This is a genomic window from Streptomyces sp. NPDC004435 (genome assembly GCF_042873895.1).
GTDB lineage: Bacteria > Actinomycetota > Actinomycetes > Streptomycetales > Streptomycetaceae > Streptomyces.
In genome coordinates this window covers 187,816-207,918 of sequence record NZ_JBIAMB010000003.1, presented here as the reverse complement: position 1 = coordinate 207,918, position 20,103 = coordinate 187,816, and the positions used below count along the sequence as shown (strand labels likewise).

General features: G+C 73.9%; 22 protein-coding genes. 16 read left to right on the top strand and 6 right to left on the bottom strand.

What is annotated here, in order from left to right; all coding sequences use genetic code 11:
* Positions 1–19: 19 nt before the first annotated feature.
* The 4 genes from ACFYT9_RS06485 to ACFYT9_RS06470 are packed head-to-tail and all read left to right on the top strand — an operon-like array spanning position 20 to position 3,775.
* Positions 20–1,186, top strand: a complete 1,167-nt coding sequence (locus ACFYT9_RS06485) for an acyl-CoA dehydrogenase family protein (RefSeq protein ID WP_389161329.1) — start codon at positions 20–22, stop codon at positions 1,184–1,186.
* Positions 1,183–1,971 (top strand): SDR family oxidoreductase, encoded by a 789-nt coding sequence (locus tag ACFYT9_RS06480; protein WP_389161328.1) that lies wholly within the window; start codon positions 1,183–1,185, stop codon positions 1,969–1,971. Before ACFYT9_RS06485 ends, ACFYT9_RS06480 begins: the two co-directional genes overlap by 4 nt.
* Complete coding sequence (locus ACFYT9_RS06475; protein WP_387279360.1) at positions 1,968–2,588, top strand: TetR/AcrR family transcriptional regulator; 621 nt, start codon at positions 1,968–1,970, stop codon at positions 2,586–2,588. Before ACFYT9_RS06480 ends, ACFYT9_RS06475 begins: the two co-directional genes overlap by 4 nt.
* A gap of 29 nt (positions 2,589–2,617) precedes the next feature.
* Positions 2,618–3,775 (top strand): acetyl-CoA C-acetyltransferase, encoded by a 1,158-nt coding sequence (locus ACFYT9_RS06470; RefSeq protein ID WP_376599993.1) that lies wholly within the window; start codon positions 2,618–2,620, stop codon positions 3,773–3,775.
* A gap of 202 nt (positions 3,776–3,977) precedes the next feature.
* On the opposite strand, the gene ACFYT9_RS06465 is transcribed toward ACFYT9_RS06470, so the two are convergent.
* The 5 genes from ACFYT9_RS06465 to ACFYT9_RS06445 all read right to left on the bottom strand — a co-directional run bounded on the left by ACFYT9_RS06465 (position 3,978) and on the right by ACFYT9_RS06445 (position 8,079).
* A complete protein-coding gene (locus tag ACFYT9_RS06465; protein WP_389161327.1) occupies positions 3,978–4,526 on the bottom strand; it encodes a VOC family protein in 549 nt (182 codons plus the stop codon).
* 100 nt (positions 4,527–4,626) lie between these two features.
* Positions 4,627–5,691 carry an NAD(P)H-dependent flavin oxidoreductase gene (locus tag ACFYT9_RS06460; protein WP_389161326.1) on the bottom strand — a complete coding sequence of 355 codons (1,065 nt, stop codon included), beginning with the start codon at positions 5,689–5,691 and terminating at the stop codon, positions 4,627–4,629.
* Complete coding sequence (locus ACFYT9_RS06455) at positions 5,688–6,461, bottom strand: CoA-transferase subunit beta (protein WP_387274196.1); 774 nt, start codon at positions 6,459–6,461, stop codon at positions 5,688–5,690. The genes ACFYT9_RS06460 and ACFYT9_RS06455 overlap by 4 nt, the downstream gene beginning before the upstream one ends.
* Positions 6,458–7,306, bottom strand: coding sequence for a CoA transferase subunit A (locus tag ACFYT9_RS06450; protein WP_389161663.1), 849 nt, complete (start codon positions 7,304–7,306; stop codon positions 6,458–6,460). The genes ACFYT9_RS06455 and ACFYT9_RS06450 overlap by 4 nt, the downstream gene beginning before the upstream one ends.
* A 14-nt stretch (positions 7,307–7,320) precedes the next feature.
* Positions 7,321–8,079 carry an enoyl-CoA hydratase family protein gene (locus tag ACFYT9_RS06445; RefSeq protein ID WP_389161325.1) on the bottom strand — a complete coding sequence of 253 codons (759 nt, stop codon included), beginning with the start codon at positions 8,077–8,079 and terminating at the stop codon, positions 7,321–7,323.
* Positions 8,080–8,158: 79 nt separating this feature from the next.
* Here ACFYT9_RS06445 and ACFYT9_RS06440 point away from each other — a divergent pair, with 79 nt between their 5' ends.
* From ACFYT9_RS06440 to ACFYT9_RS06395, 10 genes are all read left to right on the top strand, one after another.
* Complete coding sequence (locus tag ACFYT9_RS06440; RefSeq protein ID WP_389161324.1) at positions 8,159–8,938, top strand: SDR family oxidoreductase; 780 nt, start codon at positions 8,159–8,161, stop codon at positions 8,936–8,938.
* Between the two features lie 16 nt (positions 8,939–8,954).
* On the top strand, positions 8,955–9,866 hold the full coding sequence (locus tag ACFYT9_RS06435; protein WP_389161323.1) for an SDR family oxidoreductase: 912 nt from the start codon (positions 8,955–8,957) through the stop codon (positions 9,864–9,866).
* Between the two features lie 202 nt (positions 9,867–10,068).
* Complete coding sequence (locus ACFYT9_RS06430) at positions 10,069–10,851, top strand: 2-keto-4-pentenoate hydratase (protein WP_376605784.1); 783 nt, start codon at positions 10,069–10,071, stop codon at positions 10,849–10,851.
* Positions 10,852–10,858: 7 nt separating this feature from the next.
* Entirely contained in the window at positions 10,859–11,770 is a 912-nt protein-coding gene (locus ACFYT9_RS06425) for an acetaldehyde dehydrogenase (acetylating) (protein WP_387274243.1), read from the top strand.
* Between the two features lie 12 nt (positions 11,771–11,782).
* Positions 11,783–12,805, top strand: a complete 1,023-nt coding sequence (dmpG, locus tag ACFYT9_RS06420; RefSeq protein WP_389161322.1) for a 4-hydroxy-2-oxovalerate aldolase — start codon at positions 11,783–11,785, stop codon at positions 12,803–12,805.
* A gap of 24 nt (positions 12,806–12,829) precedes the next feature.
* Positions 12,830–13,984 carry a Rieske 2Fe-2S domain-containing protein gene (locus tag ACFYT9_RS06415; RefSeq protein ID WP_389161321.1) on the top strand — a complete coding sequence of 385 codons (1,155 nt, stop codon included), beginning with the start codon at positions 12,830–12,832 and terminating at the stop codon, positions 13,982–13,984.
* 1 nt (position 13,985) lies between these two features.
* On the top strand, positions 13,986–14,225 hold the full coding sequence (locus ACFYT9_RS06410) for a hypothetical protein (RefSeq protein ID WP_389161319.1): 240 nt from the start codon (positions 13,986–13,988) through the stop codon (positions 14,223–14,225).
* A gap of 4 nt (positions 14,226–14,229) precedes the next feature.
* The gene (locus ACFYT9_RS06405; protein WP_389161317.1) at positions 14,230–15,273 is read left to right on the top strand and encodes a 2Fe-2S iron-sulfur cluster-binding protein; all 1,044 of its coding nucleotides are present in this window, start codon (positions 14,230–14,232) and stop codon (positions 15,271–15,273) included.
* Between the two features lie 25 nt (positions 15,274–15,298).
* Positions 15,299–16,075, top strand: a complete 777-nt coding sequence (locus ACFYT9_RS06400; protein WP_389161315.1) for an SDR family oxidoreductase — start codon at positions 15,299–15,301, stop codon at positions 16,073–16,075.
* A 23-nt stretch (positions 16,076–16,098) separates the two neighbouring features.
* The gene (locus ACFYT9_RS06395) at positions 16,099–16,557 is read left to right on the top strand and encodes an SRPBCC family protein (RefSeq protein WP_389161314.1); all 459 of its coding nucleotides are present in this window, start codon (positions 16,099–16,101) and stop codon (positions 16,555–16,557) included.
* Here ACFYT9_RS06395 and ACFYT9_RS06390 read toward each other — a convergent pair.
* Entirely contained in the window at positions 16,541–17,458 is a 918-nt protein-coding gene (locus tag ACFYT9_RS06390; protein ID WP_387274216.1) for an IclR family transcriptional regulator, read from the bottom strand. The two genes, ACFYT9_RS06395 and ACFYT9_RS06390, sit on opposite strands and share 17 nt — an antisense overlap.
* Before the next feature lie 193 nt (positions 17,459–17,651).
* On the opposite strand from ACFYT9_RS06390, the gene hsaA (ACFYT9_RS06385) reads away from it, so the two are divergent.
* Together hsaA (ACFYT9_RS06385) and hsaA (ACFYT9_RS06380) are read left to right on the top strand one after the other, a co-directional pair.
* The gene (hsaA, locus tag ACFYT9_RS06385) at positions 17,652–18,821 is read left to right on the top strand and encodes a 3-hydroxy-9,10-secoandrosta-1,3,5(10)-triene-9,17-dione monooxygenase oxygenase subunit (protein ID WP_389161312.1); all 1,170 of its coding nucleotides are present in this window, start codon (positions 17,652–17,654) and stop codon (positions 18,819–18,821) included.
* Between the two features lie 108 nt (positions 18,822–18,929).
* Entirely contained in the window at positions 18,930–20,096 is a 1,167-nt protein-coding gene (hsaA, locus tag ACFYT9_RS06380; RefSeq protein WP_387274219.1) for a 3-hydroxy-9,10-secoandrosta-1,3,5(10)-triene-9,17-dione monooxygenase oxygenase subunit, read from the top strand.
* Positions 20,097–20,103 lie beyond the last annotated feature (7 nt).

Sequence of the window (20,103 nt, the reverse complement as noted above, 5' to 3'; positions counted from 1 at the left end):
GGTAGGTTAACGTACGGCCATGAGCAACGTCGAGGAGTTCCGCAGGGAGGTCCGCGGCTGGCTGCGGACCCACCTCACCGGCGAGTTCGCGGACCTGCGCGGCCGTGGCGGCCCCGGACGCGAGCACGAGGCGCACACCGAACGCCTCGCCTGGGAACGGCACATGGCCGCCCACGGCTGGACCTGCGTCGGCTGGCCGAAGGAGTACGGAGGCCGGGGCGCGAGCCTGGAGGAACAGGTCGCCTTCCACGAGGAGTACGCCCTCGCCGACGCCCCCGCACGCGTCGGCCACATCGGCGAACAGCTCCTCGGGCCGACCCTCATCGCCTTCGGCACCCCGGCCCAGCGCGCCCGCTTCCTGCCCCGGATCGTCGCCGTCGACGAACTCTGGTGCCAGGGCTACTCCGAGCCGGACGCCGGCTCCGACCTCGCCAACGTCCGCACCCGGGCGGAGCGGGACGGCGACGGGTGGGTGGTCACCGGACAGAAGGTGTGGACCTCAGGCGCCCACGAGGCCGACTGGTGCTTCGTCGTCGCCCGCACCGAGCCGGGCTCCGCCCGCCACCACGGCCTCTCCTACCTCCTGGTCCCCCTGCACGCCCCCGGGGTGGAGATCCGGCCCATCGTCCAGCTCACCGGCACCTCCGAGTTCAACGAGGTGTTCTTCGACGGCGCCAGGACCGGCGCGGAGAACATCGTCGGCGCCCCGGGCGAGGGCTGGAAGGTCGCCATGGCCACCCTCGGCTTCGAACGGGGCGTCTCCACCCTCGGCCAGCAGGTCGGCTTCCGGCGCGAACTGGAGGCCGTGATCGAGCTGGCCCGGCGCAACGGTGCCGCCGCCGACCCGCTCGTCCGCGACCGCATCGCCCGCGCCTGGACCGGCCTGGAGACGATCCGCTTCAACGCCCTCAGGATGCTCGGCGGCGTCTCCGCCGGAGCACCCGGCCCCGAGGCGTCCATCAACAAGATCTTCTGGGCCACCTGGCACCGCGAACTCGGCGAACTCGCCATGGACGTCTGCGGCGCCGACGGCATGCTCGCCGCCGGGGAGCCGTACGACCTCACCGACTGGCAGCGGCTCTTCCTCTTCTCCCGCGCCGACACGATCTACGCCGGCTCGAACGAGATCCAGCGCAACATCATCGCCGAGCGCGTCCTCGGCCTGCCCAAGGAGGCCCGCCCGTGACCGGCACCCCACCCCCCTACCTCCCCGGCCACGGCCTGCTCGCCGGCCGCACCGCCGTCGTCACCGCCGCCGCCGGCGCAGGCATCGGCGGCGCCACCGCCCGCCGCCTCCTGGAGGAGGGCGCCGACATCGTGATCTCCGACGCCCACGCCCGGCGGCTGAAGGAGTCCGAGGCGGAGCTCGCCGCCGAGTTCGGCCCCGGCCGGGTGGCCTCGCTGCCCTGCGACGTCACCGACGAGACCCAGGTCGCGGCCCTCCTCGACCTCGCCGAGGAACGCCACGGACGCCTCGACATCGTCGTCAACAACGCCGGACTCGGCGGCACCGCCGACCTCGTCGACATGACCGACGAGGCGTGGGACAAGGTCCTCGACGTCACCCTCAACGGCACCTTCCGCTGCACCCGCGCCGCGCTCCGGCGCATGAGGGCGGCCGGGGCGGGCGGCGTCATCGTCAACAACGCCTCGGTCGTCGGCTGGCGCGCCCAGAAGGGCCAGGCGCACTACGCCGCCGCCAAGGCCGGCGTCATGGCCCTCACCCGGTGCGCCGCGCTGGAGGCCGCCGCGTACGGCGTCCGCGTCAACGCCGTCTCGCCGTCCCTCGCCATGCACCCCCACCTCGTGAAGGTCACCACCCCCGAGCTCCTCGCGGAGCTCACCTCCCGCGAGGCCTTCGGCCGGTACGCCGAGCCGTGGGAGGTGGCGAACGTGATCGTCTTCCTCGCCAGCGGGTACTCCTCGTACCTCACCGGCGAGGTGCTCTCGGTCAGCAGCCAGCACCCGTGAGACCGGCGCCCGAGCGGCGCCGCGAGCTCCTGGACGTGGCGGCCGAGGTCTTCGCCGTCCAGGGGTACGACGCCACCACCGTCCGCCGGATCGCCGACGCGGCCGGTCTGCTCGCGGGCAGCCTCTACTACCACTTCGACTCCAAGGAGTCGATGCTCGACGAGATCCTCTCCGGCTTCCTGGACGACCTGTGGACCCGGTACGACGCCGTGCTCGCCGCCGGCCTCGGCCCACGGGAGACCCTCGAGGCCCTCGTCACCGAATCGTTCCGGGAGATCGACCGGCACCGTGCCGCCGTCGCCATCTACCAGAAGGAGTCCGGGCAGCTGCGGGACCAGCCCCGCTTCGGCTATCTCGCCGAGGCGCAGCGGAGGTTCGAGCGCGCCTGGCTCAGGACCCTGGAGTCCGGCGTGGCCGCCGGGGACTTCCGCACCGACCTCGACGTCCGGCTCACCTACCGCTTCGTGCGCGACACCGTCTGGGTCGCCGCGTCCTGGTACCGGCCGGGCGGACAGCACAGCCCGGAGGAGATCGCCCGCCAGTACCTCTCGATGGTGCTGGAGGGGGTCGCGCTCCGTGGCGGACACCGGCGTACCCGACGTACGCGAAGCACCTGACGTTCCCGACGTACCCATGAGGAGTGACCATGGCCGAGGCCTACATCGTCGAAGCGATCCGCACCCCGGTCGGCCGGCGGAACGGCGGACTCTCCGCCGTCCACCCCGCCGACCTCGGCGCGCACGCCCTGAAGGCCCTGATGGAGCGGTCGGGCGCCGACCCGGCGGCCGTCGAGGACGTCGTCTTCGGCTGCCTGGACACCGTCGGACCGCAGGCCGGCGACATCGCCCGCACCTGCTGGCTCGCCGCCGGACTGCCGGAGGAGGTGCCCGGCGTGACCGTCGACCGGCAGTGCGGCTCCTCCCAGCAGGCTCTCCACTTCGCCGCCCAGGGCGTGCTGTCCGGCACCCAGGACCTCGTCGTCGCCGGCGGCGTCCAGAACATGTCGATGGTCCCCATCGCCTTCGCCAGCCGGCAGGCCGCAGCCCCGCTCGGCCTCACCGAGGGGCCGTACGCAGGCTCCGCGGGCTGGCGCGCGCGGTACGGCGACCAGCCGGTCAACCAGTTCCACGGCGCCGAACTCATCGCCGAGAAGTGGGGCATCAGCCGCCGGGACATGGAGGAGTTCGCGCTCCGCTCGCACCGGCGGGCGATCCGCGCGATCGACGAGGGGCGGTTCGAGCGCGAGATCGTCCCCTACGGCGACGTCACCACCGACGAGGGCCCGCGCCGGGACACCTCCCTGGAGAAGATGGCCGGCCTGAACCCGGTGGTCGAGGGCGGGCGGATCACCGCCGCCGTCTCCTCCCAGGTCTCCGACGGCGCCTCGGCCATGCTGCTCGCGAGCGAGCGGGCCGTGCGCGAACACGGCCTCACCCCGCGCGCCCGGATCCACCACCTCTCGGTGCGCGGCGAGGACCCGATCCGGATGCTCTCCGCGCCCATCCCGGCGACGGCGTACGCGCTGAAGAAGGCCGGCATGACGCTCGACGACATCGACCTCGTCGAGATCAACGAGGCGTTCGCGCCGGTCGTCCTCGCCTGGCTGAAGGAGACCGGCGCCGACCCGGAGAAGGTCAACGTCAACGGCGGCGCGATCGCCCTGGGCCACCCCCTCGGCGCCACCGGCACCAAGCTGGCCGTCACCCTCCTCCACGAACTGGAGCGCACCGGAGGCCGCTACGGCCTCCAGACCATGTGCGAGGGCGGCGGGCAGGCGAACGTGACGATCATCGAGCGGCTGTAGGGGAAGCACCCTCTGCTCCCCGCGGCCGTCCGGCCGGAGGCCGGCGCAGGCTCCCCGAAGCCCGGGAGGCCCCCTGGGGCCGAGCGGTGCGAGGGGGCCGTCGGGGGGAGGTGCCCATGTGCGAGGGCGGCGGGCAGGCGAACGTGACGATCATCGAGCGGCTGTAGCCGCTGGAGCGGGCGGGGGCCGAGGAGGCTCGTCGTCACCGAGCGCCTTCCGGGGCCTCCATGCCGAAGATCCGCTGCCAGATCGTGTGATCGGTGCGGGGGCCTCCCGGGGTCTCCGCGCCGTAGGCGGCGATCTCGGCGTCGAGGTCCAGGGGGCGGGTGGGCGCGGTCATGGCCGAGAGCTCGCCGGCCACCGCGTGGTCGGGGACCAGCCAGCAGACCTCGAACTCGATGCCGTCGGGGTCGCGGGCGTACAGGGCCTTGGTGGAGGCGTGGTCGCTCGCCCCGGTCAGCGCGCCCGCCTCGGCGAGCCGCGCCCGCATCGTGCGCAGATCCGCCAGCGTGGCCACCTCCCAGGCCAGGTGGTACAGGCCGACGCGGCCGGCGCGTTGACCGGAGGCGGGCTCGGGGGACCGGAAGAGACCGAGGTCGTGGTCGTTGGCGGAGCCGGCCGCCTGGAGGAAGACCGCGCCGGGGAAGGCCCCGGGCAGCGGCCGGAAGCCGAGCACGTCACGGTAGAAGGCGAGACTGCGCTCCAGGTCGGAGACGAAGAGGACGGCGTGGTTCAGCCGCTGGACAGGCATGGCGTGATCCGTTCGAAACAGGGAAACCGGCAGGGGTGGGGCAGGACACGCGTCCGCCGGGGTGGTTCCACCCCGGCGGACGTCGTGCGTGCGGGGTCGTTCAGTCCGGGCGGGGCAGCGCGCGCAGCGCCGCCGCCGCCTCCGCCATGATCCGGTCGACGAGCTCCGCGCACGAGGGGAGGTCGTCGATCAGGCCCGCGACCTGGCCCGAGGCCATCACGCCGAGATCGGTGCGGCCGTCCACCATCGACGCCTTGAGCATCATCGGGGTGTTGGCGGCGAGCAGGACCTGACTCCAGGTCAGCTCCTTGCCGTGCTTCATCGCGAGTCCGTCCCTGACCATCTGGGGCCAGCTCATGCCGGACTCGCGCCGGAAGGCCGCCGCGTGGCGGACGGCCCGCAGCAGCGCCGAGGCCCGGCCCGAGCGCTCCAGCGCGTCGACCAGCTCGGTCCTCAGCATCCGGTGGGGCAGCCCGTCCACCTTGGTCGTGACGGTGACGTCGCCGACCACGGCCGCCAGGTAGCGGTCCTTGACCGCGTCGGGGACGGTCGAGTCGGAGGTGAGGAGGAAGCGGGTGCCCATGGCGATGCCGGCCGCGCCGTAGGAGAGGGCGGCGGCCAGGCCGCGCCCGTCGTGGAAGCCGCCGGCGGCGACGACCGGGATGTCCACCGCGTCCACCACCTGGGGGAGGAGGACGGTGGTGGCGACGCTGCCGGTGTGGCCGCCGCCCTCGCCGCCCTGCACCACGACCGCGTCCGCGCCCCACGCGGCGACCTTCTCGGCGTGCCGGCGGGCGCCGATCGAGGGGATGACGACGACCCCGGCGTCCTTCAGGCGGGCGATCAGCTCACGCGAGGGCGCGAGCGCGAAGGAGGCGACCTTCACCCCCTCGTCGATGATGATCCGGACCCGCTCGGCCGCGTCCCCGGCGTCGGCCCGCAGGTTGACGCCGAAGGGCGCGTCCGTACGGGACCTGACCTCGCGCACGGCGGACCTGAGCTGCTCGACGCCCATCGTCGCCGAGGCCAGGACGCCCAGCGCGCCCGCGTTCGCGGCGGCGGACACCAGCCGGGGTCCCGCCACCCATCCCATGCCCGTCTGCACGATCGGGTGCCGCACACCGACGAGGGCGGTGAAGGGGGTGGCGATCGTGGTGTCGCTCATGCCCGGACCTCGCGGTCCCGCATCCCGCGCGGGTCGATCTCCTCGCGGATCAGCCGCAGTTCCTCCGCCGTGGGATCGCGGGTGTACGGGACCTCCTCGGGCACGACGAGCGCGAAGCCGGTCGCCTCCCGCACCTGCTCGACGGTGACGCCCGGGTGGAGCGAGCGGAGCCGCATCGCGCGGTCCGGGGTCTCGAAGTCGAAGACGCCCAGGTCCGTGATGACGTCCGGGATGCGGTGGTAGCGGGTGGCGGAGGGCCCGGCCGCCGCGGCCCGGTCGTAGCCGACGCCGCAGACCATGTCGACCCGCTCGACGAAGACCCGGGTCGAGTGCTGGGGGACCCAGTAGCTGGTCGGGTTGTTCAGGGTGTTGACCGGGGCGCCGCGCACGCCCAGGAGCTGGCGCTTCGGCCGCTCCCAGGCGCCGATGCAGCTGATGTTCTGGTTGCCGTGCCGGTCGAGCTGGCTGGCGCCCATCATCACGTGGCGCCGCCCGGTGGCGACCATGGCCAGGTGCTGCCGGTAAGGCAGCCACCCCTCCACGATCGCGGGCGCCGCGCCGAGCGCCGGCACGTCGCCGATGAGCAGCGCCTCGCCGTCGGTGAGCAGCAGGTCGGGGGCGAAGGTGCGCTTCGCGAGCCGGGCACCGATCATCGGGACCGTGCCCATCGGGCTGGCCAGGACCTCGCCGGCGTCCCGCCACGCCTCGGCGCAGGCCACCACGCAGTACTCGGCGCGGGTGGCGGTGCTGGTCGTGCCGGTGCCGGTCATGCTTCCTCCCCGTGGAACGCCGCCACCGCGGCCTGGTACGCGTCCTCGTCGCCGGAGAGGAACCGCGCGGTGAACTCCCGCCACTTCTCCGGGTCGCGGGCGGCCTCGACGTAGTGGCGCTGGAACGCCTCGTCCCGGTCGTGCTCCGGGACGCAGGAGGTGAAGTGCGCGCCGTTCGGCGTCTCGACGACGCCGTCCACGAACGCCCGCTTGAGCAGCAGCGTCTGCGGCCCGGCGTCCTTGAGCAGCTCGGAGGTGTCCACGATCCGCTCGCAGGAGACGTACGCCGTGTCGGCGGCCTCGCAGAACAGGTCGTCGAAGTACGGGTCGGGGCCCAGGTACTGGCCGTTCCCGTACGCGTCGGCGCGGTTGAGGTGGACCAGGGCGGCGTCCAGCCGGAGCGCGGGGACGGCGACCAGCTCCTCGCGGTCCCCGTAGGGCGAAGTGACCGTCCGCAGCGTCGGGTTGACGGTCATGACGTCCGAGGCGAGCCCGGCCCGGATCGGCATGAAGGGCAGCCGGTGCACGGCCGCCGTCAGCCCCCACATCATCATCGCCTCGTCCAGTTCCACGAGTTCGAGGTCGCCGCGCTGCCGGGCCGCGCCGAAGTGCGGCTCCAGCGGGACGGAGTCGAGCGTGGCGAAGGCGGCGACCAGCTTGCGGATCTTCCCCGCGGCGGCCAGCAGACCGACGTCGGGACCGCCGTACGAGACCACGGTCAGGTCCGTGACCTCGGAGCGCAGCAGTGCCCGGACCAGCGCCATCGGCTTGCGCCGGGAGCCCCAGCCGCCGATGCCGATCGTCATGCCGCTGCTCAGCCGGCCGACGACCTCCTCGGCGGTCATCGTCTTGTCCTTGCTCACGACTTGTCCTCCCTCTTCTCCGTGCCGAAGGTGTCGCGGACGCGGTCGGCGACGCCGCTGAGGTTGGCCTCGAAGGTGAAGCCCTGCTCGAAGCGGTAGCTGCGCCGGACGTCCACCGGATCGATGCCGTTGATGGCGGCCTTGGCGAGGCGGACGAGCCGCCCGTCCTTGGCGGCGATCTCGCGGGCCAGCTCCAGCGCCGCCTCGCGCAGCCCCTCGCGCGGGACGACCCGCCACACCGAGCCGTGCCGGTGCAGTTCCTCGGCGGTGACCGTGCGGGAGGTGTAGTAGAGGGTGCGCATCAGGTGCTGGGGGACCAGGCGGGCGAGGTGGGTGGCGGCGCCGAGGGCGCCCCGGTCCAGTTCGGGCAGGCCGAAGGTGGCGTCCTCGGAGGCGACGATCGCGTCCGCGTTGCCGACGAGGCCGATGCCGCCGCCGAGGCAGAAGCCGTGCACGGCGGCGACCACCGGCACCTCGCACTCGTAGACGGCGGCGAAGGCCTCGGCGCAGCCCTGGTTGGCGCCGAGGATCGCCTCCGGGCCGGTCGCGCGCTGGATCTCCCTGATGTCGACGCCGGCGTTGAAGCCGCGGCCCTCGGCGGTGAGCACGACGCAGCGGACCTTCGGGTCGGCGCCCGCGGCGCGGACGGCGGCGGCGAGGTCGTACCAGCCCCGGACGGGGAGGGCGTTGACCGGGGGGAAGTCGACGGTGACGACGGCGACGCCCTCGTCGGGGGCGGAGGTGGAGACACCCATGAGCAGATCAGCTACCTTTCCACCAAACGTTTGTTAGGTATGAAGGTAGCAGCGGTTCGGCCGCTGCGGGAGGTGTCCCTTGGCAGTGACCATCGATCTGTCCGGCTCCGTCGCCGTCGTCACCGGCGGCACCCGGGGCGTCGGCGCCGGCATCACCCGGGCCCTGCTCGAAGCCGGGGCGGAGGTCGTGACCTGCGCCCGGCGGGCCCCCGACACGCCCGTCACCGCGGCCGGCCGCACCGCCCGCTTCCTCCCCGTGGACCTCCGCGACCCGGACGCCGTGACGGCCTTCTTCGCACGGGTGCGGGACGACCACGGGCGCCTCGACACCCTCGTCAACAACGCCGGCGGCACTCCGTACCGGACCCTCGCCGACGGCGAACCCGCCCAGCACGCCCGGGTCGTCGAACTGAACCTCGTCGCCCCGCTCACCGCCTCGCTCGCCGCGCACCGGGTGATGAGCCGTCAGGACGGCGGCGGATCCATCGTCATGGTCGGCAGCGTCAGCGGCACCCGCCCGTCCCCGGGCTCCGCCGCGTACGGCGCCGCCAAGGCCGGCCTGGAGAACCTGGCCCGCTCGATGGCCGTGGAGTGGGCCCCGCTTGTCCGGGTCAACACCCTCGTCCTCGGCATGGTCCGCACCGAACTCTCCCACCTGCACTACGGCGACGAGGACGGCGTCGCCGCCGTCGGCCGCACCGTGCCCCTCGGACGGCTCGCCGAGCCCGCCGACATCGGCGACGCCTGCGTCTTCCTCGCCTCCGACCGCGCCGCGTACATCAGCGGCGCGGCCCTCCACGTCCACGGCGGAGGGGAGCGCCCCGCGTTCCTCGACGCCGCCACCACCGACCACTCCTGAAAGGCAGGACCTTCACATGACCGGACTCAGCGCGGGACGCGTCGTCGTCGTCACCGGAGCGGGCCGCGGCCTCGGGCGCGCGCACGCGCTCGCCTTCGCCGCCGAGGGGGCACGGGTCGTCGTCAACGACCTCGGCGTCGGCCTCGACGGCGCCGGCGGCGGCTCCGGCCCCGCCCAGGAAGTCGTCGAGGAGATCATCGCGGCCGGCGGGGAGGCGGTCGCCCACGGCGGGGACATCGCCACCCCGGACGGCGCGGCCTCACTGGTCGCCGCCGCCCTCGACACGTACGGCGGCCTGGACACCCTCGTCAACAACGCCGGCTTCCTCCGCGACCGGATGCTCGTCAACCTCGGCGAGGACGACTGGGACGCCGTCATGCGTGTCCACCTCAAGGGCCACTTCCTGCCGCTGCGGCACGCGGCGGCGTACTGGCGGGCCGAGGCGAAGGCCGGCCGGGTCCGACGGGCGAGGGTGGTCAACACCAGCTCCGGCGCGGGGCTGCTCGGCAGTGTCGGGCAGGGCAACTACGCGGCGGCCAAGGCCGGGATCGTGGGCCTCACCCTCGTCGCGGCGGCCGAGATGGGGCGGTACGGGGTCCAGGCCAACGCGATCGCGCCGGCGGCACGGACGCGCATGACCGAGAGCGCCTTCGCCGAGACGATGGCCGCGCCGGAGGACGGCGGCTTCGACGCGATGGCCCCCGAGAACGTCTCGCCCCTGGTGGTGTGGCTCGGCTCCGACGCGTCCGAGGGCGTGACGGGCCGCGTCTTCGAGGCGGAGGGCGGGCGGATCACCGTCATGGAGGGCTGGCGGCCCGGCCCCACCGCCGACACGGGCGCCCGCCGGACCCCCGAGTCGGCGGGCGCCACGGCCCTGAAGCTCCTCGCGGAGTCGGAACCCCCGCGACCGGTGTACGGCACCCACTGAACAGACGGGGAACGCCACGGGACGCCCCCACGCCCCCACGCCGGCCCCGGGACCCGGCGTGGGGGGGGCGACGTGCTCCGGGCGCCGGCGCGCCGCCCGCGGGGGTTTCCCGCTCACCGGGAAACGGCGCTCACGGGGTGCGGCGGGTGCGGCCTAGCCTCGCCGGACACAGCCACCGAACCGCCCCCAGGAGGGACCCGTCATGCTCACGGACCGCCGGCGCCACGAGGCGGCCGAGCTGCTGCGCTCCGCCGAACTGGGCGTCTCGCCGATCGCCCCGCTGAGCGAGGCGTACCCCGGCATCGACACCGAGGACGCGTACGAGATCCAGCTCGTCAACATCCGCCGCCGCCTCGCCGCCGGAGCCGAGGTGCGCGGCCACAAGGTCGGCCTCTCCTCGCCCGTCATGCAGCGCATGATGGGCGTCGACGAGCCGGACTACGGACACCTGCTCCACGACATGGAGCTCACCCCCGGCGTCCCGGTCCCCGTCGCCCGCTACTGCCACCCCCGCGTCGAGGTCGAGGTCGGCTTCGTCCTCGGCGACGACCTGCCGGGGGAGGGCTGCACCCCCGAGGATGTGCTCGCGGCGACCGAACGCGTCGTCCCCGCCCTCGAACTCATCGACAGCCGCATCCGCGACTGGCGCATCACGATCGCCGACACCATCGCCGACAACGCCTCCTCCGCCGGATTCGTCATCGGCGAGGGCCGCGACCCGCGCGGGATCGACCTCAAGGCCGTCGAGGCCCGGCTGACCAGCGGCGGCGAACTCCTCGCCGAGGGCCGCGGCGACGCCGTCCTCGGCGACCCGGCCCGATCCGTCGCCTGGCTCGCCCGTACCGTCGCCCGCTTCGGCGTGCCCCTGAAGAAGGGGCATCTGGTGCTGCCCGGTTCGTGCACCCGGGCCGTCGACATCGCGCCGGGCGCCACCTTCACCGCCGAGTTCACCGGGCTGGGCCCGGTCTCCCTCTCCTTCACCTGAGGTGATGATGACCCGCAAGACCAAGGCGACCGCCGCCGTCGTCGGCTCCGGAAACATCGGCACCGACCTGCTGTACAAACTGCTCCGCTCCGAGCTCGTCGAACCCCGCTGGATGGTCGGCGTCGACCCCGACAGCGACGGCCTCGCCCGCGCCCGCCGGCTCGGCCTGGAGGTCACCCACGAGGGCGTCGACGCGCTCCTGGCCCGGGACGAGACGCCCGACCTCGTCTTCGAGGCCACGAGCGCCTCCGTCCACCGCGCCAACGCGCCCCGCTACGCCGAGCTCGGCATCAAAGCGATCGACCTCACGCCCGCCGCCGTCGGCCCGGCCGTCGTCCCGCCCGCCAACCTCCGCGCCCATCTCGACCAGCCCAACGTCAACATGATCACCTGCGGCGGACAGGCCACCATTCCCATGGTGTACGCCGTCTCCCGGGTCGTCCCGGTGGCCTACGCCGAGATCGTCGCCTCGGTCGCCTCCGTCTCCGCCGGCCCCGGAACCCGCGCCAACATCGACGAGTTCACCCGCACCACCTCCCGCGGCATCGAGACCATCGGCGGCGCCGCGCGCGGCAAGGCCATCATCATCCTCAACCCGGCCGACCCGCCCGTCATCATGCGCGACACCGTCTTCTGCGCCGTCCCCGAGGACGCCGACCGCGCCGCCATCACCCTCTCCGTCAAGGAGGTCGCCGAGCAGGTCGCCGCGTACGTCCCCGGCTACCGGCTGCGCGGCGAGCCGCAGTTCGACGACCCCAGCCCCGAGAACGGCGGCATGGCACGCGTCGCGATCTTCCTGGAGGTCGAGGGCGCGGGCGACTACCTCCCGCCGTACGCCGGAAACCTCGACATCATGACCGCCGCCGCCACCAAGGTCGGCGAGGAGTTCGCCCGGGCGCTCCTCGCCCCGGGTGCCTAAGGAGCCCCTGCCATGCCCTACTCGGACACCCTCGACATCCGGATCACGGACTCCTCGCTGCGCGACGGCTCGCACGCCAAGCGCCACCGGTTCACCGCCGACGACGTGCGCTCCGTCGTCGCCGCCCTCGACGACGCCGGCGTCCCGGTGATCGAGGTCACCCACGGCGACGGACTCGGCGGCTCCTCGTTCAACTACGGATTCTCCAGGACCCCCGAGCAGGAGCTGATCAAGGCCGCCGTGGCGACCGCCCGGCGCGCCACCATCGCCTTCCTCATGCTCCCCGGACTCGGCGTCAAGGACGACATCCGCGCCGCCCACGACAACGGCGCCGGCATCTGCCGGATCGCCACCCACTGCACCGAGGCCGACATCGCGGTCCAGCACTTCGGACTCGCCCGCGAACGGGGCCTGGAGACCGTCGGCTTCCTGATGATGGCCCACTCCACCAGCCCCGAGAACCTCGCCCGCCAGGGCCGGATCATGGCCGACGCCGGCTGCCAGTGCGTGTACGTCGTCGACTCCGCCGGCGCCATGGTCATGGACGACGTCACCGACCGCGTCCAGGCCCTCGTCGCCGAACTCGGCGACGACGCCCAGGTCGGCTTCCACGGACACGAGAACCTCGCCCTCGGCATCGGCAACTCGGTCGCCGCCGTCAAGGCCGGCGCCCTCCAGATCGACGGCTCCACCCGCCGGCTCGGCGCCGGAGCGGGCAACACCGCCGTCGAGGCGTTCGTCGCCGTCTGCGCCAAGATGGGCATCCGCACCGGCATCGACGTCCTGAAGATCATCGACGCGGCCGAGGACGTCGTCCGCCCCGTCATGGACGAGGAGTGCCGACTCGACCGCCTCGCCCTGCTCATGGGCCACGCCGGCGTCTACTCCAGCTTCCTCAAGCACGCCTACCGGCAGGCCGAGCGCTACGGCGTCTCCGGCGCCGAGATCCTGCTGCGCGCCGGCGAACGGCGCCTCGTCGGCGGCCAGGAGGACCAGCTCATCGACATCGCCCTCGAACTCGCCGCCCGGAACTGACCCCACCACCACCAGGAGAACGTGATGACTGCGCTCAACGACGAGGTCCGTGTCATCGACGCCGGACGCCCGCCCGCCCGCTTCGCCCGGGGCTGGCACTGCCTCGGCCTCGCCGCATCCTTCAAGGACGGCGAGCCGCACGAGATCGAGGCGTTCGGCACCAAGCTCGTGGTCTTCCAGGGCCAGGACGACGGAGAGCTCCACGTCCTGAACGCCTACTGCCCCCACATGGGCGGCAACCTCGCCCACGGCACGGTCAAGGGCGACGCCGTCGCCTGCCCGTTCCACGACTGGCGCTGGTCCGGCGACGGCCGCTGCGCCGGCATCCCGTACGCCCGCCGCGTACCGCCCCGCGCCCGCACCCGCGCCTGGACCACCCTGGAGCGCAACCGGCAGCTCTTCGTCTGGCACGACCCCGAGGGCAACCCGCCGCCGGCCGAGGCCACCGTCCCCGAGATCGAGGGCGTCCACGGCCCGGACGCGGCCGAATGGAGCGACTGGACCTGGAAGACCGCGCGGGTGGACGGCTCGAACTGCCGCGAGATCGTCGACAACGTCGTGGACATGGCGCACTTCTTCTACGTCCACTACGCCTTCCCGACGTACTTCAAGAACGTCTTCGACGGACACGTCGCCACCCAGTACATGGAGAGCGCCCCGCGCGGCGACATGGACCTGGGCAACCTCAGCTCCCCGCTGCGCTCCGACGCCTCCTACTACGGCCCGTCCTACATGATCGACTACGTGTTCACCGAGGTGGCTCCCGGCGTCGAGATGGAGATGGTGCTGATCAACAGTCACTACCCGGTGAGCGCCGACAGCTTCGTCCTCCAGTACGGGGCGATCGTCAGGAAGCTGCCCGGCATGACCGACGAGGCGGCCGCCGAGGCCGCCCGGAGCCTGATCGGGGGACTGGAGACCGGCTTCGAGCAGGACATCGAGATCTGGCGGAACAAGACCCGGATCGACAACCCGCTCCTCACCGAGGAGGACGGCCCCGTGTACCAGCTGCGCCGCTGGTACGAGCAGTTCTACGTCGACGTCGCCGACGTCAAGGACGAGATGACCCGGCGCTTCGAGTTCGAGATCGACACCCGGCGGGCCAACCGGGCGTGGCGCGCCGAGGTCGACGAGAACCTGGCCCGCCGCGCGGCCGAGACCGAAGCGGGAGCCCCCTGACATGCGACCCGTCCAGTGCGAGGCCTGCGGCAACCAGGTCCTGTGCGAGAAGTTCAGCCCCGCCCACACCTCCGTCCAGTGGACCGCCGACGCGGCCGTCGCCTGCGCCGAGATCCGCGACCGGGTGGGGCGGGGCGCCACCAGCGCCCGGATCCGCACCTGCCGGGCGCTGCGGTCCAGCATCGACCGCGCGGTCGCGGACGGAACCCTGGAGGCCGACGGTGTCCGTGTCGACGTCTGAGCCGGTGACCGCGACCGGGGCCGGCACCGCCCGCACCCACCGGCTCCGGATCGTGGAGGTCGTCGCCGAGACGCCCGACGCGCGCTCCCTGGTCCTGGAACCGTCCCCGCAGAGCGCGCCCCGCTTCGCCCACCGCCCCGGGCAGTTCCTCACCCTGAGACTGCCCGGCGCGGACGGGCCCGTCGCCCGCTGCTACTCGCTGGCCAGCTCGCCGCACACCGGCGAACCGCTGAAGGTCACCGTCAAGCGGGTGGCCGGCGGGTACGGCTCCAACTGGGTCTGCGACCACCTGGCCGCGGGCGACGAGGTGGAGGTGCTGCCGCCGGCCGGCACCTTCACCCCGGACTCCCTCGACCACGACCTGCTGCTCGTCGCCGGCGGGAGCGGCATCACCCCGGTCCTCTCCATCGCCAAGTCCGTCCTCGCGGCCGGCACCGGCCGGATCGTCCTCCTGTACGCCAACCGGGACGAGACCTCCGTCATCTTCCGCGACGAACTCCGCGCCCTCACCGCCGCCCACCCCGGACGGCTCCTCGTCCTCCACTGGCTGGAGTCGCTCCAGGGCCTGCCGGTCCCGGACCGGCTCGCCGCCGCGCTCGCGCCCTACGCCGACCGCGAGGCGTTCGTCTGCGGCCCCGGGCCGCTCATGGACGCCGCCGAGCAGGCGCTGCGCACGCTCGGCACCCCCGGAGGACGCATCCACCGGGAACGGTTCTTCTCCCTGTCCGGGGACGTCTTCGACGCGCCCGCCCCGGCGGCCGCCGGCGGCGAGGGCGACGGCGCCGTGACGGTGGAACTCGACGGCGAGACCCGTACGGTCGCCTGGCCGCCGTCGGCCCCCCTGCTCGACGCGCTCCTCGCGGCCGGGGTGGACGCCCCGTACTCCTGCCGCGAGGGCGCGTGCAGCGCCTGCACCTGCCGGATCGTCACGGGCGAGGTGCGGATGGTCCGCAACGAGGTCCTGGACGATGCCGACCTCGCCGACGGCTACGTCCTCGCCTGCCAGGCCCTGCCGGTCACCGACCGGGTCGAGATCACCTACTCCTGAACCACTGCCGACGAGGAGCCCTCCCATGCCCCGTACGTACCTGGTCACCGGAGCCGCCTCCGGCATCGGCGCCGCCACGACGGCCCTCCTGCGGGAGCGGGGCCACACGGTCCTCGCCGCCGACCTGGAGGACGGCGACCTCCGGGCCGACCTGTCCACCGCCGAGGGCCGGGCCGCGCTCGTGGCCGGCGCCCGCGAGCTCACCGGCGGCCGGCTCGACGCCGTCGTCTCCTGCGCGGGCGTCGCCCACTTCGACCCGCTCACCATCCGCGTCAACCACTTCGGCGCCGTCGCCACCCTCGACGGACTGCGCCCGCTCCTCGCCGCCGGCCGCGACCCGCGGGCGCTCGTCGTCGGCTCCATCGACTCCGTGCACCCCACGGACCCGGCCCTGATGGCCGCCGCGGACGCGGGCGACGAGACCGCCGCGGTGGCCGCCGCCCGCGCCGCCGTGGACCGCGGCGAGGGACACCTCGTCTACTCCTCCTCCAAGGCGGCCGTCTCCCGCTGGGTCCGCCGCGCCGCCCCCGGCGACGCCTGGGCCGGCGCCGGCATCCCGCTCAACGCCGTCGCCCCCGGCGTGGTCCTCACCCCGCTGACCCGTCCCCTCCTCGACGACCCCGCGACCCGCGCCCTCGTCGAGCGGGCCGTCCCCATGCCGCTGCGCGGCCACTCCCGGCCCGAACAGCTCGCCCCGCTCATCGCCTGGCTCACCTCGCCCGAGAACACCCTCGTCACCGGCCAGGTCGTCTTCGCGGACGGCGGCGCCGACGCCGTCCTGCGCGGCGACCGCACCTGGTGACGGCAACCCGACCCGGAGGCACCGTGCACCCCCGTACCCTCGTCCGCTCCCTCGTGGTCCCCGCCGACCCCGACACCGTCTGGGCGCTCGTCGGCGGCTTCGCCACCCTCGGCGACTGGCACCCGCACGTCCCACCGGCCACGGTGGAGGACGGAGCCGGCCCCGACGACCCCGGCGCCGTCCGCAGGTTCACCCTGGACGGCACGGTCGTCGCCCGCGAGCGGCTGCTCGCCCGCGACCCCGCCGCCCGCAGCTACCGCTACACGCTCCTCGACCCGCTCGCGCTGCCCGTCGAGGAGTACGTGGCCACCCTCGCCGTCGCTCCGCACCCGGACGGCGCCGAACTCCGCTGGTCCGCCGCCTACCGGGCCCCGGACGACCTCGTCCCGCGGGTCGAGGCCGCCTTCGGGGACGGCGTCTACGCCACCGGCCTCGACGCCGTCCGCGAACGCCTCGCCCCGGGCTTCACATCCAGTCGCTGAACCGCAGCCAGGTCATCATGTTGTCCATCGACGGCTGCGGCACCCCGGCCGGCGCCGCCCCCACCGGCTCCGCCCGCTGTTCGGCGCGCCGGCCGGGACCGAACATCGACTGCCACACCGAGCGGGCGCAGCCGCGCACGGCGGGGGCGATCCGCTCCAGCTCCCGGTGCACGCCGTGGCCGCAGACCGAGATCGCGGCCACGGCCCGCCCCGCCCCGCGCAGCGGCGCCGCCACGCAGAAGACGCCCCGGAACCCCTCCTCCTGGTCGAAGGCCACCCCGCGCTCCCGGACGAGCGCCAGCTCGGCCCGGAAGGGGTCGGCACGGGTGATCGTCCGGGGGGTGCGGGGCCGCAGCCCGTTCCGTATCACCTGCTCCACCACCGGGGCGTCGCTGAACGCCAGGATCGCCTTGCCCGACGCGGTGCAGTACGCGGGCTGCCGGCCGCCCGTCCGCGAGGGCACGCCCGAGTCGTCCGACCCGCCGATCCGCTCCAGGTAGACCACCTCGGGGCCGTCGAGGACGGTGAGGTGCACCAGATGGCCGGTCGCCTCGTGCAGCGCGTGCAGATGCGGCAGGGCCGCCCGGCGCAGCCGGTTGTGGTGCGAGGCCATCGCGCCGAGCTCCAGCATGCCCATGCCCAGCCGGTAGTCACGTCCCTCCCGCTCCAGCCACCGCAACTGCACCAGCTGGTCCAGGATCCGGTGCGCGGAGGAGCGCCGGATCCCCGAGCGCTGCACGACCTCGGTGAGCGTCAGACGCGGCCCGCCGCTCTGGAAGGCGCTGAGCACCTTCGCCGCCTTCTCGAGCAGCGACAGCGGCGGCAGCGGCCCGGCCTCGGCCGGCCCGGCGGCCCCCACGGCCCGCATGTCCTGGACGGGCTCGGCGGCATGCGTCGTCATCGACACCTCCCACGCGGACGGCGCGACGGGCGAAAGCCCTGCCGCGTCCGTAATCTCCGGTATTGCGTGGAGAGTGCCAGAGGGGGCGGGGCGACGGGAAGGGGGTGTTCCGTCTCGGAACGGTAACGCGTAGGTTCCCTCTCGTCACCCAAGAGGAGCCCAAGATCCGGGCCCCGGCCCCGAGAGGCACCCCATGCGCGACCACGACGTCCTCACCGCGGTCCGGGCGCTCGCCCCCGCCCTGCGCGAGCGCGCCGACGAGGCCGAGGAACTGCGCCGCGTCCCCGACGCCACCCTCGCCGACCTCCACCGCACCGGCTTCTTCCGGCTGCTCAGGCCCTCCGCCCACGGCGGACTCGCCGCCGACCCCGAGGTCTTCCACGCCGCCGTCCACGAGATCGCCAGGGCCTGCGGCTCCACCGGCTGGACCACCGCCCTCCTCGGCGTCCACCCCTGGTACGTCGCCCTCCTCGACCCCCGCGCCCAGCACGACGTGTGGGCAGGCGACGACACCGCCCTCATCTGCTCCTCCCACGCGCCCACCGGCACCGTCACCCCCGTCCCCGGCGGCTACCGGCTCTCCGGCCGCTGGCACTTCGCGGCCGGCGCCGACCACGCCCGCTGGGCCCTGCTCGGCGGGCTCGTCAGCGACCCCGACGGCCGCCCGCTCGACATGCGGACCTTCCTCGTGCCCCGCACCGACCACCGGGTGGACGACGTCTGGGACACCGTCGGACTGCGCGGCAGCGGCAGCAACGACATCGTCGTCGACGACGCCTTCGTCCCCGCCCACCGCACCCTCGGCTACGCCCCCGTCACCACCCTCCGCTGCCCCGGCCACGAGACCAACCCCGAACCGGTCTACCGGCTGCCCTACGCGGCCCTCTTCACCACCACCGTCTCCACCGTCATGGTCGGCATCGCCGAGGGCGCCTACGACCACCACGTCGACACCGCCCGCACCCACCCCGCCCTCCCGCACGGCCGCCGCGTCGCCGAGGACCCCTTCGCCCAGGTCCGCATCGCCCGCGCCGCCGGCGAGATCGACGCCGCCCGCCTCCAGCTCGCCCGCAACACCGCCGAGCTGTACGCGGTGGCCCGCGCCGGCGGCGAACCCCCCGTCACCCTGCGCGCCCGCGCCCGCCGCGACCAGGCCCTCGCCACCGAACGCGCCCTCACCGCCGTCGACCTGCTGCGCGAGAACGCCGGCGGCAGCCCCCTGCGCAGCGACGGCGACGTCCTCTCCCGCGCCTGGCGCGACCTCCACACCGGCCGCGGCCAGGCCGCCAACGACGTCACGCGCGCCCTCACCCTCTTCGGCCGCGACGCCGTCGGCCTCGACGTCCAGGACCCCATGCTCTGAACCGCCCGCGCCGCCTTCCCGCTCAGTGGGAGCGACGCGTTCACCCCGCGACCGGCTCGCCGTACGGTCCTGGCATTCCCCCACCACGACCCGAAAGGGGATGCCCCCATGGCCGACGACGTCCTGGCAGCCGTCCGCGACCTCGCCCCCGTCCTGCGCGAACGCGCCGCGGAGGCCGAGGAACTGCGCCGCGTGCCCGACGCCTCCGTCAAGGAACTGGAGGACACCGGCTTCTTCCAGCTGCTCCAGCCGAAGGCGTTCGGCGGCCGCGCCGCCGACCCGGTGACCTTCTACACGGCCGTCAAGGAGATCGCCCGGGCCTGCGGATCGACCGGCTGGGTCGCCTCAGTGGTCGGCGTCCACCCCTGGCACGTCGCCCTCTACGACCCGCGCGCCCAGCAGGAGGTGTGGGGCGAGGACCAGAAGACCCGCATCGCCTCCTCGTACGCCCCCACCGGCAAGGCGGCCGCCGCCGACGGCGGCTTCCGCCTCTCCGGCCGCTGGCACTTCTCCTCCGGCTGCGACCACGCCCGCTGGGCCCTCCTCGGCTGTCTCGTCACCGACGCCGAGGGCAAGCCGGTCGACATGCGGACCTTCCTCGTCCCCCGCTCCGACTACCGCGTCGACGACGTCTGGGACACCGTCGGACTCCGCGGCACCGGAAGCAACGACATCGTCGTGGACGACGTCTTCGTCCCCGAGCACCGCGCCCTCAGCTTCGGCCCCGTCACCGCACTCGACGTGCCCGGCCACGAGATCAACCCCGAACCCGTCTACCGGCTGCCCTACGCCGGCGTCTTCACCACCACCATCGCCACCCCGATCGTCGGCATCGCCGAGGGCGCCTACGACTCCTACGCCGAGGCCACCCGCAAGCGCTTCCGCGTCTCCTACGGCCAGCAGGTCGCCGAGGACCCCTTCGCCCAGGTCCGCATCGCCCGCGCCGCCAGCGACATCGACGCCGCCTGGCTCCAGCTCACCCGCAACATCGGCGCCATGTACGCCCTCGCCGAGCGCGGCGAGGAACTGCCCATGGAGCTGCGCACCCGCACCCGCCGGGACCAGGTGCTCGCCACCGAGCGCGCGGTCGCCGCGATCGACCTGCTCATGGAGAACGCCGGCGGCAACGCCATGCGCACCGGCTCCGGAGCCGTCCAGCGCGCCTGGCGCGACGCCCACACCGGCCGCGGCCACGCCGCCAACGACCCCGAGCGCGCCCTCGTCATGTACGGCCAGTGCGCCCTCGGCATCGACATCCAAGACACCATGGCCTGAGAGGTGC

Bases quoted from the DNA above. Each gene is read 5' to 3' on its own strand.
- ACFYT9_RS06410 (WP_389161319.1), top strand. From the start codon at position 13,986: ATGCGACCCGTCCAGTGCGAGGCCTGCGGCAACCAGGTCCTGTGCGAG.
- ACFYT9_RS06415 (WP_389161321.1), top strand. From the start codon at position 12,830: ATGACTGCGCTCAACGACGAGGTCCGTGTCATCGACGCCGGACGCCCG.
- ACFYT9_RS06470 (WP_376599993.1), top strand. From the start codon at position 2,618: ATGGCCGAGGCCTACATCGTCGAAGCGATCCGCACCCCGGTCGGCCGG.
- ACFYT9_RS06450 (WP_389161663.1), bottom strand. From the start codon at position 7,306: ATGACCGCCGAGGAGGTCGTCGGCCGGCTGAGCAGCGGCATGACGATC.
- hsaA (WP_387274219.1), top strand. From the start codon at position 18,930: ATGGCCGACGACGTCCTGGCAGCCGTCCGCGACCTCGCCCCCGTCCTG.
- ACFYT9_RS06460 (WP_389161326.1), bottom strand. From the start codon at position 5,691: ATGAGCGACACCACGATCGCCACCCCCTTCACCGCCCTCGTCGGTGTG.
- ACFYT9_RS06425 (WP_387274243.1), top strand. From the start codon at position 10,859: ATGACCCGCAAGACCAAGGCGACCGCCGCCGTCGTCGGCTCCGGAAAC.
- hsaA (WP_389161312.1), top strand. From the start codon at position 17,652: ATGCGCGACCACGACGTCCTCACCGCGGTCCGGGCGCTCGCCCCCGCC.
- ACFYT9_RS06465 (WP_389161327.1), bottom strand. From the start codon at position 4,526: ATGCCTGTCCAGCGGCTGAACCACGCCGTCCTCTTCGTCTCCGACCTG.
- ACFYT9_RS06455 (WP_387274196.1), bottom strand. From the start codon at position 6,461: ATGACCGGCACCGGCACGACCAGCACCGCCACCCGCGCCGAGTACTGC.
- dmpG (WP_389161322.1), top strand. From the start codon at position 11,783: ATGCCCTACTCGGACACCCTCGACATCCGGATCACGGACTCCTCGCTG.
- ACFYT9_RS06445 (WP_389161325.1), bottom strand. From the start codon at position 8,079: ATGGGTGTCTCCACCTCCGCCCCCGACGAGGGCGTCGCCGTCGTCACC.
- ACFYT9_RS06485 (WP_389161329.1), top strand. From the start codon at position 20: ATGAGCAACGTCGAGGAGTTCCGCAGGGAGGTCCGCGGCTGGCTGCGG.
- ACFYT9_RS06400 (WP_389161315.1), top strand. From the start codon at position 15,299: ATGCCCCGTACGTACCTGGTCACCGGAGCCGCCTCCGGCATCGGCGCC.
- ACFYT9_RS06390 (WP_387274216.1), bottom strand. From the start codon at position 17,458: ATGACGACGCATGCCGCCGAGCCCGTCCAGGACATGCGGGCCGTGGGG.
- ACFYT9_RS06435 (WP_389161323.1), top strand. From the start codon at position 8,955: ATGACCGGACTCAGCGCGGGACGCGTCGTCGTCGTCACCGGAGCGGGC.
- ACFYT9_RS06430 (WP_376605784.1), top strand. From the start codon at position 10,069: ATGCTCACGGACCGCCGGCGCCACGAGGCGGCCGAGCTGCTGCGCTCC.